This window comes from Hydrotalea flava, from assembly GCF_001623405.1.
Lineage (GTDB): Bacteria > Bacteroidota > Bacteroidia > Chitinophagales > Chitinophagaceae > Hydrotalea > Hydrotalea flava.
Genome location: NZ_LUHG01000039.1, coordinates 187,383 through 199,276 on the forward strand (window position 1 = coordinate 187,383; position 11,894 = coordinate 199,276).

Here is an 11,894-nt window from a genome sequence, read left to right on the forward strand (position 1 = left end):
CAGTTAATTAGAACTTTGTTATTTTACTCTGGGATCAATTCATGCATACAAAATATCGGAGAGTATATTCATTACAATAAAAAAGCAAGCTGTTAACAAAACACTGCCCATAACTACCGGAAAATCAAGTTGTTCCAGAGCATCTACCGTAACTTTTCCAATCCCATTCCAACCAAAAATATATTCCACAAAAAATGCGCCTGCCAGTAATTCCGCAAACCAACCGGTTATGGCAGTAATAATCGGATTCAATGCATTTTTTAACGCATGCACAAATAATACTTTAGTACGAGTTAATCCTTTGGCATATGCTGTTCGAATATAATCCTGTTGCAACTCATTCAATAAACTACTTCTGGTTAATTGGGTAAAAATGGCAAGCGGTCGTATACCCAAAGTAATGGCCGGAAGAATTAAGTTTTTCAAGTCTAGTTGCTTTCCTTTAAAGGGATCAATATAATATAAACTACCCAGCATGTGTAGACCGGTATATTGAGACAATAAAAAACCAAACAGATAAGCTATTACAATTCCTGTAAAAAAAGAAGGAACAGAAATTCCCAATATGCTGGTAAATACAGTGGTTGTATCTATCCAGCTTCCTTTCTTCACAGCAGCCAAAACACCTAAGCTAATGCCTAACAAAAACGCCAACAGCATAGCCGCAACAGTGAGTAATATGGTATTGAGAAATGCCTCTGTTAAAATTGCTGTTACCGTTTTCCGGCTTTGATAAGAACGGCCCAAATAAGGCAGTTTGATACCAACTTTATAATGGCCCCCAATGAAAAAGCCATTTAATTTTTTTTGAAAAATGGCCTTTTCGGGATAGATGGAAAGTGGAGAAACATCATTGATGTAAATTAAAAATTGTTTCCATTTGGGTTCATCCAATGCCAATTCTTTCCGAATATTTTGCATGGTGGCTTTGTCAGCAGTTTGCCCCATGATTAATCTTGCAGGATCACCTAAACCTTGAAACAGTGTGAATACCAGCAACAAAACACCCAAGAGTACCAGCATTCCATATAATGATTTTTTTAGAATAAAAATTGCCATTATTCTTGTTTTAGAAAAGCCAATACGTTTTGTGCATCTGCAAAACTTATTTTATTTTTTACAGTTGGACCTTGCATTATAATATAAGTTGGATTTACTCTTGCAGCGGTTTTTATCACTGTTGCATCGCACTGTAATATGTTAACATTTGGGAACAAACGCTTTCCTTCCGCCAGGTCAGCCGTAACGATAAAAACAGGAATATGCATACTGCCGGCATCCTGGTATATTTTCTGAAACACCTCTTCCCACTTTTTTACATTCGAAAAATCACGGGCAAAAAGAAGAATATACCTGCCTTTTGTTTGTAAAAGGGCCTGTGTAGTATCAGATCCATCAGCGGTTTGTAATGCAAAATCGGCAATGGCGGCCGTTAACCCATTGCCTTTTTTAATCAATTTGGCAGATCTGTCAACAAATACATAACTGCTATCTAAATCATCCGGAATACTGTCTTCAGCAAACTCAATCATTTTTCCATCTTTTTGATATTGAAAAGTATAAGTGTAAACATCCGGAACTGCATTTTCTGGTGTTTTCATTTCATCTAACAGATTGTTCCCAATTTTATAGGGCAAACAATCAACAAAGGGTAAATGCCGCAAAACATACCATTGTGTAATAGCTAATATCAGCACTACGCCAATTAATGTAACGAATGCAGCGCCTGATGAAAAGAAAGGCTTTACATATTTAGTTGTGAAAACAAGAAAAATAATGAGTATTAATAGCAATACGTCCTTCGTAAAAGTTTGAATGGGTGTTAAAGGAATACAATCTCCAAAACAGCCACAAGCTTTTATTTTGCCACTGAATAAAACATAGCTGGTTAAAAATGTAAAAAATACAATCAGTATCAGTAATAACCTGCTAAAAAACCGAGCCTTCCAGCCAATAATAATGGCAACGCCGGCCAGCACTTCCAAAAGATTCATGCCAAATGCCATGTACAATGAAAATGAATCGAAAAAATTCCAATGCCATGCCTCAAAAAATTCCTGCATTTTGTAACTTAACCCAAGTGGATCATTGGCTTTTACCAAACCTGAAAAAATAAATAACAGCCCCACCAACCACCTGACAATTATTACTAAATATTTCATGGCAGTAATTTTAATTCGTTAATCTGTTTATAAAATTCAAATGGCAAAATGAGAATTAAAAAATATTTTTATAACCAAGTTTCAAACAACTTGATAAAAGCTAGCTTAATTTATATCCTGTATTTATTTATGCATTAATATTAATGCAAATACGGCATAATTGATAATATCAATAAAATTGGCATCAATTCCCTCGCTTACAATCGTTTTGCCATCATTAAATAAAATCTGCTTGATGCGCATCAATTTCATTAGAATTAAATCGGCAAAACTTTCCTGACTCATTTCTCGCCAGGCCTCACCATAATCATGATTTTTATTTTGCATAATGTTTTTGGCAATCTGTATTTGCTTTTCATACCAATCTTCTACCTGGGTAACCGGAATTTCTTCTACTTTGGCATCTCCAATTTCAAGTTGAATTAATCCAATAACCGCATAATTCACAATGGCTTTAAATTCAGAGGCGATATCATCTGCTACCAATTGTATTTTTTTATCTTGTATCGTTCTAATGCGCAATGCCTTAATAAATAACTGATCTACCACAGAAACAATTCTTAAAACACGCCAGGCTGTTCCATAATCTGTCGCTTTTTGAACAAAAATTTTTTTACACTGCTGTATTACTGCATCGTACTGCTGGTTGGTAATGTTCATATTCATTTGTTTAAGGCCAGAGCATATAACCCGGTTATTCTATTGAAATAAAAAATGCAATATAATTTTGATGAAAATATCAATTATTTTCAATCAGAACAAACAGGCTGCTTTACTATTAATTTTGTTGCAAGATAAATGAAAGCAAAGAATGTATACGCTCAATTGTAATGGAAGGTTGTTGGTAATTGAAAAACCCATCATTATGGGCATTATTAATGCAACACCCGATTCTTTTTTTAAAGACAGCCGGCAAACCACCATACAGACAGCAGTTGAGCAGGCAGAAAAAATGACAAAAGAGGGGGCTGTTATTATAGACATAGGCGGACAAAGCACCCATCCTAAAAGTAGTCTGCAAACAGCTGCAACAGAAATGGAACGCATTATTCCGGTAATTACACAAATTCGTAAAACGTTACCTGAAGTTTTTATATCGGTAGATACTTTTTATGCCTCTGTAGCCAAAGCTGCAGTTGAGGCAGGTGCTGATATATTGAATGATATTAGCGGTGGAAATTTAGACCCGAAAATGATTGAAACGGTTGCAAATCTGCATGTACCCTACATTTGTATGCATATGCAGGGCACACCTCAAACTATGCAAAAGTATACTTCATACGAGGATATTTGTTTAGATATTGTAGATTATTTTATCAAAAAAGCCACGCTGGCAAAAGAGGCCGGAATTATAGATATGATAATTGACCCCGGCATTGGATTTAGCAAAAATATTCAGCAGAATTTTTTATTGATTAAACAACTCAGTATTTTTCAGATACTGCATAAACCCATTTTGTTGGGCATTTCAAGAAAGTCTTTTTTATATAAAACGCTTCAAAAAGAAAATGCCAGTGAGGCACTTAATGCAACAACAGCCATGCACATGGTGGGTTTAATAAATGGTGCAAACATTTTACGGGTGCATGATGTAGCTGCTGCGCAGGAGTGTATTACATTGTACAATGCTTATATGGCATCATAAAAAAAGCCCCCTTTCAGGAGCTTTCGAAAACTGAACAATCTATACTTTTTATTTAACTGGTTTCACTGAACTAGGTAATAACGGAGCAGGTGCTTTTTGTGGAGCTGGTATGGTTACATCCGTAACTTCAATATCAAAAATTAAATTGGTGTATGGAGGAATCACCGGAGGACTGCCCTGTGGACCATAACCCAACATAGCAGGTACCAATAAACGGCCATTCCCTCCTTTTGCAAAATATTTCAATCCATCATCCCAACCCTGAATTACATTGTGTTTGCCAACAACAAAGGTAAAGGGTGGTTTTTTAGCAGTAGCCGTATCCATATTGCCATCAAATTTTTTTCCATTTTCAAGGTAGCCTTTATAATATACAGATGCCTGCATACCTGAATCGGCTTTTGGCCCCTGACCTTCTGTTTGTACCTCTACCAAAACTCCATTGGGTGATTGGATAGTTTTAATATTATTTTTTGCAGCATAGGCCTGTAAATCTTTAATTTCTCTGTTTTTCTCCTCTTCCATTTCTTTTTGGTAATCAGTATTAACTGCTGCATCATTATTGTAAACTTTCAAAATATCTACCCTGCCATCTATAGTACCGCCTTTTTTAAACAGTTCATTGTATTCAGGAATCATGCCCAGATTTTTGAGTGTGTCAATACTCATTACAAAATTAATTTTATCGCCCGGAGCACATTGCAATAACACTTCAGTAAAGCTATGTTTACCAAAAGATGCAGTATCAATTTTTACAAATGCAGGAATATGCCCGAAAGTAGAATTCAAGATAGAGTCTTTCCCTCCCACTTTCATTTTGTATTCAATATTAAATTTAATAATATCACCTTGTTTTAACAGCACCTTACTATTGCCATGTATAATTTTATATACCAGGCCCGTTTTGGTTTTGTCGTACTGATGACAACCTGCAAGCAGCAGTGCAACCCCCAGAATTGTTGTTGAAATTTTCATTGGTTTATGTATTGTTATTGTTTACAATTTAGTTAGAACAAATTTTAAAACATTATTGCAGGGCTTCCTTGTAAGCCGGAATAACATTGTAAAAATGTTCTAAAGTTTTTTCTAAAGTATCACTACTTCTGCCCCCGGCTGCATTTTTATGTCCGCCGCCTTCAAAATGATTACGGGCAAATATATTCACATCAAAATCTCCCTTACTGCGAAAACTCCATTTTCTTTCTTCATTCCTGTCAATTACAATGGCCCCAAACTTAATGCCTTTAATGGTTAATAAATAATTTACCAAACCTTCCGTATCGCCCGTTTTAATATCATATTGAATGATATCAGCTCTAGGGATTGACATGACTGCCGTATTGTATTCGTACAATACATCCATTCTATTCAGTAAAGCATTCCCAATAAAACGAAGCCGATTTTCTAAAAAGCTATCATAAATGTTATCATGAATGGGCGTATGCTGTAAGCCTAAATCTTTAAAATGTGCCACCATTCTGTGTACTGATGCTGAAGTTGCAGGAAACCTGAACGAGCCGGTATCAGTCATTGTACCAGTATATAAACAAGTAGCAATGGTTACATCTAATAATTCAGGACGTTCAGATTGCATAATAAAATCATACACCATTTCGCAAGTAGAACTTTTGGCAGTATTACTAATGCCAAATTGAAATGCCGATTCTTGTGGTTGTTCATGATGATCAATCAGTACTTTAATCCCTTCGGCTGCTTCTAAATGTTTTTCGAGGTGTTTGGTTCGGTGTAAAACATTAAAATCTAAACAAAATAAAATTTCAGCTGATTGAATGAGCGCAAGTGCTGCATCTTTTTTTGCTTCAAAATCCATAACTTTATCCGCATCCGGCATCCAATCTAAAAAATCTGCCCAATTGGTGGGTGTAATAACAGTAACATCGTGTCCGGTTTTTACTAAAAAATGATATAAACCAAGGGCTGAACCCATGGCATCGCCATCAGGTTTTTGATGTGTTGTAATAATAATTTTTTTGGGCGTTCTCAATAGTGGATAAAATGCTTCAATTGCTTTCATAATCAGGTGGGCAAAAATAGAGTAAATCTATATGCCATTAACAGCTTTTTAAAAAGATAAGCATTTATTTAGCAGGAATATTGGAAGCACTGTAACCTAAATCATTAATTTTGCAGCCAAATTGAATAAAACATTTATGAGTAACAGAACTTTTACGATGATTAAGCCCGATGCAACTGCAAAAGGTTACACCGGTGCCATCTTAAACCAAATGATTGAAGCGGGTTTTACTATTAAAGCCATGAAGTGGACAAAATTAACCACTGAGCAGGCTGCCGAATTTTATGCCATTCATAAAGAACGTCCGTTTTTTGGAGAGTTGGTAACTTTTATGAGTAGTGGTCCCATTGTTGCTGCTATTTTAGAAAAAAAAAATGCAGTGAATGATTTCAGAAAATTAATAGGTGCTACCAATCCGGCTCAGGCCGAAGAAGGCACTATCCGAAAAAAATATGCAGCATCTGTTGGTGAAAATGCAGTACATGGTAGTGACAGTGATGAAAATGCATTGATTGAAGCTGACTTTTTCTTCTCAAAATTGGAAAGATTTTAATAACCTCCTCAAAATGGCATGATTTTTTCTACTATTTGAATGGTTTTTTAAGGGTTTAGGGTTGAAAAAAGGCTTCTGTAAATTGAAGCCTTTTTGATTAAAGTAAATTGAAGTACTTACTTAATATGCATTTCCTCTATAAGTGCGTGTTTTGGGTGCGATAGGGCCACCACCGGGGCTAGTATAATATCCGCCAAGAAAAACATTATCTAACCGCACTGAGAAAGTAACCTGAAAAGAATAGAAAGCATCTTTATTATGAGGATTACCACGCGGCATATACAAAGGTGGTTTAGCACCGGGACTTACCTCATCACTCCTAAACGATAATGAAGCAGCTTCTAACTGACCTGCAGCAATTAATGCGTTGGTTGCATATTTTGGTGTACTTACGTCATCTAAATAATCAGTAAAAAGAATTCGGTAATTAAACTCAAACCCAACAGCAAAGGTTTCAGAAACCTCATAACGCACTCCGGCCCCAAATGGAATATTCAGTTGCATTCTATGATAAAGCTTTGGATAACCGGGTTGATTTAAATATTGTCCCTCTGTACCAATATCATGAAGGTAAACTTTGTTCCCGTTGCGATCGTAAGTAGTGGGGTTAAAATGGTATATTCCAAAACCGCCAAATACATAAGGCACAATATTATAAACATTCCGGTCTAAAATATCATATTCCATCATATTAGAAACTTCCCATATAAAACTTTTAAAATTTAAATTACGGGCTCGCAGATCTGCTCTGGGAGATAAAGCATCATTCCCTTTTACACCCAATAAAGACAATCCTAAACGATAGCGTATTTTTTCACCTAAATCGTAAGTTGCACCTCCCATAACATCCGGAGAAACTTGTTTTAATGCAGGTGAGCCCTGTATTAAATCGCCCAAATAAGCACTACCACCTAAGCCACCAAAGACACGTACTCGTTGAGCCATCACCGGACTGTTTAATGCTAAAATTACAATTAGCAGTAATAAGCGAAAAGATGATTTTACAAGCATTAAAACGAGTTAGTGGTTTGTAATTTTTAGATACCTTCATTCATTACCTTTCAAATATATTGAATTTACGTAATTATGAGCATTAATTGTACTAAAACTTCAAAATTAAAAAATATCAATACTACTTTGAATCAATGAATCTATTAAATCCTAAACTCAATATAGTTATATCTTCAGTATATAACAGTTTCTAATGGTTTTCCTTTTCACTTTTCCATTTTGAACACCCATACCCTTTTAAAACATGCTTTTCACTATGGTAAGAAGAACGCACCAAAGGGCCACTTTCTACATAATCGAACCCAATTTGATAGCCAATTTCTTTTAATTCAGCAAATTCATCCGGATGTACAAAACGCTGAACAGGCAAATGTTTGGCAGTTGGTTGTAAGTACTGCCCTAAAGTTAACACATCACAATCAACAGTTCTTAAATCATGCATAGTTTGTATCACTTCTTCTTTGGTTTCGCCAATACCTAACATTAAACCTGTTTTGGTGCGCATACCACCTGCTTTTAAAATTTTTAACACTTCTAAACTTCTGTGGTATTTGGCCTGTACCCGAACTTTTCGGGTCATTCGTTCTACTGTTTCCATGTTATGGCTTACAACCTCAGGTGCAGCATCAATAATTCTTTGTATTTGATCGGATATGCCTCTGAAATCGGGAATTAATGTTTCCAGAGTTGTTGCAGGGTTTAAGGCTTTTATAGCTTTGATGGTATTGTGCCAGATAATGGAGCCGCCATCTTTCAATTCATCTCGGTCAACACTGGTAATTACTGCATGTTTTACTTTCATTAAGTGAATGGCTTCTGCAACCCTTTGAGGTTCATCCCAATCAACCGGTGCAGGCCTGCCTGTTGCTACAGCACAAAATCCACAACTGCGGGTACATACATTACCTAAAATCATAAATGTTGCAGTACCTTCTCCCCAACACTCACCCATGTTGGGGCAGTTTCCACTTTCACAAATGGTATGTAATTGATGGGTATCAACCAAACCGCGAACATGTTTGTAACTTTCGCCAATGGGCAGTTTTACCCTTAACCAATCAGGTTTTTTTATTCTTGTAGCATTTGTTGTTGCTGAAATAACCGATAATTCTTCCACAAAATCTGTTTTTATAAAATAATTGCAATACTGCAGTTCATTTGCTATTTTAAAATATTTATATTTGCTTCCCAAACTTTGTACATGAAGCAATGTATATTTCTGATAGCCGTAAAATGAATCATCCTTCGCTCAAACAAAACAATACACGTAATAAAAGGATGTGCAAATTTACATTACTTTCTTCTTCCAAATACTATGGCAGCATACGCATTAAAGAATAATTTTCTATCGGGACTATTCACCATTATGGGCATATTTTGTGTATAGTATTCCAGATTAACGCCTAACTCTAATGCAGAAAGTAATTCGTTATACCTTCCATAATCAAACCGAAGTGCTGCCCGTGCCTGTACACCGGGAACATATTTAATTTCATTCAATCCTTTACTAAATCCGGATGAGCCTTGAATAAGCGTATAATCGAGAAATGCAGTTGGATTATCTGAATATTTAATATCGTTTACCTGATTGGCATTGTTTGGATCCTGAACCTGCAAATAGTATGGTTTTAACATGCCTAAACTAAAACCACCGCCATAAATTGCTGAAACAGCAACGCCGTTTTTATTACCCTTACCACCAATTAAACGTTGCTGGCCAAGTCCTAATTTAAAATAGTAGAAATTATTCTGCTTTCCGTAAATGTAGGGATTACCCAAAAAAACAAATCCACCCCCTACCAATGGTACAGATGTTTTTTCTTCGTGTTTGTCTTTATGCTCACCTAACTCTATCCACCACAAATTGGTTTTGGTAATGGTTTTATATTTTCCATGTTCATAAAAAATACCATACCCATCTGTATTCAATTTCACGCCAAATGCTCCTTGTTTCTGATAAATGAGTGCCCCTTCCTCTTCCTGCTTAATTAAATTATTAATTCTTTCTCTACGTTCTGCAGCTTTTTGTTGTCTGCTGGTAAGTGCATTTGTACTTTGTGCAAATAAAAAAACTGGTGCCAGGGCTAAGGTTAATACAATTAATTGCTTCACAAGAATTATTTTAATGCTAATTTAGATAAAAATTTAACCTATGACTTCAATTGTATTGTATAAAGGAAATTTAAGAACAGAATTAACACATTTACAAAGTGGAACGTTAATTGAAAATGATGCACCCACCGATAATCAGGGGAAAGGGGAAAGATTTTCACCAACCGATTTGGTAGCTACTGCTTTGGGTAGTTGCATGATTACAACAATGGGCATTAAAGCCAATACAATGAACATTGATTTAACCGGTACCAAGGCTGAGATTACGAAAATTATGAAGAGTGATCCCAGAAGAATTGGTAAAATCATTACCCATATCATATTTCCAACTTCTTTGCAGCAACTGGATGAAAAACAAAAACAAATTTTAGAAAATACGGCGCGTACCTGTCCGGTAGCAAAAAGCCTGCACCCGGATTTAGAAACAGATATTCAGTTTACTTGGGAATAATTACCGGCTGGTTTGCTTTAGTATTTTATGACCAACCATACAGGATAAACATTTTTTTTCTGAACAATATTGTCTGGATAAATGAATGAATGCCTGCGAATCGAAGGCATTTTTGTTAGGAATTTGATATTGTAACCAGTTACTGGTAATCAAATTTTTTTCGGCAGGAAGCAGCGTTAACCATTGAATTACTTTGTTTTTATAATTGTCATCATTATGATAATGCCCATATGCAAACAACATGGGGCTTACTGTATTAATGATTAAAGTATTGATCATTTGCCTACCTAATTTTTTGGGGAGATATGCAGTTGGTTCATCAGTTAAATTGTAATGATAATGCCAGTAATCATTTGCAGTAACGTTAAATAATGCGCTAACCTGTTGGATAGTGGCGGCTTTCTTTATCGCATCAAACAAATGAAAAGATTGATGAATGAGCATGGCCAATTGTGCCAAACGAACGGTTGGAAAATTTGCAGGCCGCATCCTTAAAAATTTAGGTAATGCATTTGCCGGTTTCAGGGAATATTTTTTTTGCAGAAATAGATACTCCTTTTGCAGCATCTGAACATATTTATCTTCAAAATCATTCCTGTTCAATAAATTGGCCTGACCAAGTAACAGCGCTTCTAATTGTTGAATATTGTTTTTGTGCTTTGCCAATATATTTACAGGTGTTAATGCTGCCATTTCCTGAAACAGCAATGCATTTTGAGTTAGTCCAAAATTATAAGCCAAAACCTGCCAAAAAACCGCTTCCCAATGGCCTTTGGTTGCATGTAATTTTTGAATAATTTTTTCAGTATTTCCCATTAACTTTTCAACGGCCAGTCTTTCTTTCCATGCCATCCATTCCAAATAACTCAATGCAGGTAAATGAAGTGAACAGGGTATTTTTTGCGGGGTTTGTAATAATTGCTGATAATGTTCTAATAATAGTTTAGACACACGGTTGCACAAACTTAGCGTGTGCATTGAATTACCGGATGCATCGGGTATTGCTTTGTTATTCTGCCAAACCACATGTAAAATAACATTTTTAAAATGCGGATCATTTTCGTGCTGATGTGCTAACCAATCGGAAGCCTGCACATGAATTTCTACATTACCTACCAAAGTGATTTGATTGATTTGAATAACAGCCTCTAAAAAATCGGGACCTTGATGGGTATTGTATTGCCCCGGTTTAATAACTTTTATAGGCTCTCCTGCATCTGTTACTAATGATGCAGAATTATAATATTGAAACTGCCATATAAAATGCAGCAAACGTTCATTCAGATATTGAAGCTCAAGCATAAGTTATATCAATTAAACTTCAATATATCCAATAATTTTTATTTACACAACAAGCTGTAAATTTTATTGATGGGTAACCCCATTACATTATAAAAATCACCTTCAATGGCTTTTATACCAATAAGGCCAATCCATTCCTGAATGGCGTACCCACCCGCTTTATCAAATGGTGCATAATTGTCTACATAATAAGCTGCTTCTTCTGGTGTAAATGCATTAAAATACACATTAGTTACTTCAGCAAAAGCAATTTCCTTACTTCCGATTAACAAAACTACCCCTGTTATTACCTGATGCTTGCGATCAGATAAACTTAGTATCATTTGAATGGCTTCTGAGCGGTTCGCCGGTTTTCCTAAAATATCATCATCTACTACTACAATGGTATCTGCTGCCAAAATAGATTTATGATTCAGTTCACCATGAAAATCGGCAGCAATTTTTTCTTTTACTGCAAGTGCTTTATTTCGGGCAATATGAATGGCTACTTCATTTTTAGGAAGCAAAACAGGAAAAGATTCGTCGGTTGTTTTTGTAACAACAATAAAGGGTATCCCCACTTTTTCCAGTAATTCTTTTCTTCGGGGGGAGTGAGATGCTAAAATAATTTCTTCCATAATTTT

Annotated in this window: 13 protein-coding genes; 3 read left to right on the top strand and 10 right to left on the bottom strand. The window is 35.6% G+C overall.

Going from position 1 to position 11,894, the window contains the following annotated elements; all coding sequences use genetic code 11:
• Positions 1 to 39: 39 nt before the first annotated feature.
• The 3 genes from A0F92_RS02755 to A0F92_RS02765 all read right to left on the bottom strand — a co-directional run bounded on the left by A0F92_RS02755 (position 40) and on the right by A0F92_RS02765 (position 2,822).
• Positions 40 to 1,059 carry an ABC transporter permease gene (locus tag A0F92_RS02755; protein ID WP_068241409.1) on the bottom strand — a complete coding sequence of 340 codons (1,020 nt, stop codon included), beginning with the start codon at positions 1,057 to 1,059 and terminating at the stop codon, positions 40 to 42.
• Positions 1,059 to 2,162, bottom strand: a complete 1,104-nt coding sequence (locus A0F92_RS02760) for a BT_3928 family protein (protein WP_068241411.1) — start codon at positions 2,160 to 2,162, stop codon at positions 1,059 to 1,061. The genes A0F92_RS02755 and A0F92_RS02760 overlap by 1 nt, the downstream gene beginning before the upstream one ends.
• 123 nt (positions 2,163 to 2,285) lie before the next feature.
• Entirely contained in the window at positions 2,286 to 2,822 is a 537-nt protein-coding gene (locus A0F92_RS02765; protein WP_068241414.1) for a DUF1599 domain-containing protein, read from the bottom strand.
• A gap of 151 nt (positions 2,823 to 2,973) precedes the next feature.
• Between A0F92_RS02765 and folP the strand changes: the two genes are divergently transcribed.
• Positions 2,974 to 3,807: a dihydropteroate synthase gene (gene folP / locus A0F92_RS02770; RefSeq protein ID WP_068241417.1), complete on the top strand. Its 834-nt coding sequence runs from the start codon at positions 2,974 to 2,976 to the stop codon at positions 3,805 to 3,807.
• A gap of 48 nt (positions 3,808 to 3,855) precedes the next feature.
• On the opposite strand, the gene A0F92_RS02775 is transcribed toward folP, so the two are convergent.
• Together A0F92_RS02775 and A0F92_RS02780 are read right to left on the bottom strand one after the other, a co-directional pair.
• Positions 3,856 to 4,782, bottom strand: a complete 927-nt coding sequence (locus A0F92_RS02775) for an FKBP-type peptidyl-prolyl cis-trans isomerase (RefSeq protein WP_068241419.1) — start codon at positions 4,780 to 4,782, stop codon at positions 3,856 to 3,858.
• Between the two features lie 52 nt (positions 4,783 to 4,834).
• A complete protein-coding gene (locus A0F92_RS02780) occupies positions 4,835 to 5,842 on the bottom strand; it encodes a DHH family phosphoesterase (RefSeq protein WP_068241421.1) in 1,008 nt (335 codons plus the stop codon).
• A gap of 136 nt (positions 5,843 to 5,978) precedes the next feature.
• Between A0F92_RS02780 and A0F92_RS02785 the strand changes: the two genes are divergently transcribed.
• Entirely contained in the window at positions 5,979 to 6,395 is a 417-nt protein-coding gene (locus A0F92_RS02785; RefSeq protein ID WP_068241422.1) for a nucleoside-diphosphate kinase, read from the top strand.
• A 120-nt stretch (positions 6,396 to 6,515) separates the two neighbouring features.
• Here A0F92_RS02785 and A0F92_RS02790 read toward each other — a convergent pair whose 3' ends face one another.
• The 3 genes from A0F92_RS02790 to A0F92_RS02800 all read right to left on the bottom strand — a co-directional run bounded on the left by A0F92_RS02790 (position 6,516) and on the right by A0F92_RS02800 (position 9,518).
• Positions 6,516 to 7,406 (bottom strand): DUF6089 family protein, encoded by an 891-nt coding sequence (locus A0F92_RS02790; protein ID WP_068241425.1) that lies wholly within the window; start codon positions 7,404 to 7,406, stop codon positions 6,516 to 6,518.
• A 190-nt stretch (positions 7,407 to 7,596) separates the two neighbouring features.
• Positions 7,597 to 8,523 (bottom strand): lipoyl synthase, encoded by a 927-nt coding sequence (gene lipA, locus A0F92_RS02795; RefSeq protein WP_253810092.1) that lies wholly within the window; start codon positions 8,521 to 8,523, stop codon positions 7,597 to 7,599.
• A 176-nt stretch (positions 8,524 to 8,699) separates the two neighbouring features.
• Positions 8,700 to 9,518: a hypothetical protein gene (locus tag A0F92_RS02800; protein WP_068241426.1), complete on the bottom strand. Its 819-nt coding sequence runs from the start codon at positions 9,516 to 9,518 to the stop codon at positions 8,700 to 8,702.
• Between the two features lie 40 nt (positions 9,519 to 9,558).
• Here A0F92_RS02800 and A0F92_RS02805 point away from each other — a divergent pair, with 40 nt between their 5' ends.
• Entirely contained in the window at positions 9,559 to 9,969 is a 411-nt protein-coding gene (locus tag A0F92_RS02805) for an OsmC family protein (RefSeq protein ID WP_068241428.1), read from the top strand.
• Here A0F92_RS02805 and A0F92_RS02810 read toward each other — a convergent pair whose 3' ends face one another.
• Positions 9,970 to 11,271 carry a DUF2851 family protein gene (locus A0F92_RS02810; protein WP_253810094.1) on the bottom strand — a complete coding sequence of 434 codons (1,302 nt, stop codon included), beginning with the start codon at positions 11,269 to 11,271 and terminating at the stop codon, positions 9,970 to 9,972.
• Positions 11,272 to 11,309: 38 nt separating this feature from the next.
• A complete protein-coding gene (locus A0F92_RS02815; RefSeq protein WP_068241430.1) occupies positions 11,310 to 11,888 on the bottom strand; it encodes a Maf family nucleotide pyrophosphatase in 579 nt (192 codons plus the stop codon).
• Positions 11,889 to 11,894: the final 6 nt, after the last annotated feature.

Excerpts from the sequence above, each read along its gene's own strand:
- A0F92_RS02815 (WP_068241430.1), bottom strand. The coding sequence starts at position 11,888 with ATGGAAGAAATTATTTTAGCATCTCACTCCCCCCGAAGAAAAGAATTA.
- A0F92_RS02755 (WP_068241409.1), bottom strand. The coding sequence starts at position 1,059 with ATGGCAATTTTTATTCTAAAAAAATCATTATATGGAATGCTGGTACTC.
- A0F92_RS02775 (WP_068241419.1), bottom strand. The coding sequence starts at position 4,782 with ATGAAAATTTCAACAACAATTCTGGGGGTTGCACTGCTGCTTGCAGGT.
- A0F92_RS02810 (WP_253810094.1), bottom strand. The coding sequence starts at position 11,271 with ATGCTTGAGCTTCAATATCTGAATGAACGTTTGCTGCATTTTATATGG.
- A0F92_RS02760 (WP_068241411.1), bottom strand. The coding sequence starts at position 2,162 with ATGAAATATTTAGTAATAATTGTCAGGTGGTTGGTGGGGCTGTTATTT.
- A0F92_RS02765 (WP_068241414.1), bottom strand. The coding sequence starts at position 2,822 with ATGAACATTACCAACCAGCAGTACGATGCAGTAATACAGCAGTGTAAA.
- A0F92_RS02805 (WP_068241428.1), top strand. The coding sequence starts at position 9,559 with ATGACTTCAATTGTATTGTATAAAGGAAATTTAAGAACAGAATTAACA.
- A0F92_RS02790 (WP_068241425.1), bottom strand. The coding sequence starts at position 7,406 with ATGCTTGTAAAATCATCTTTTCGCTTATTACTGCTAATTGTAATTTTA.
- A0F92_RS02780 (WP_068241421.1), bottom strand. The coding sequence starts at position 5,842 with ATGAAAGCAATTGAAGCATTTTATCCACTATTGAGAACGCCCAAAAAA.
- folP (WP_068241417.1), top strand. The coding sequence starts at position 2,974 with ATGTATACGCTCAATTGTAATGGAAGGTTGTTGGTAATTGAAAAACCC.
- A0F92_RS02785 (WP_068241422.1), top strand. The coding sequence starts at position 5,979 with ATGAGTAACAGAACTTTTACGATGATTAAGCCCGATGCAACTGCAAAA.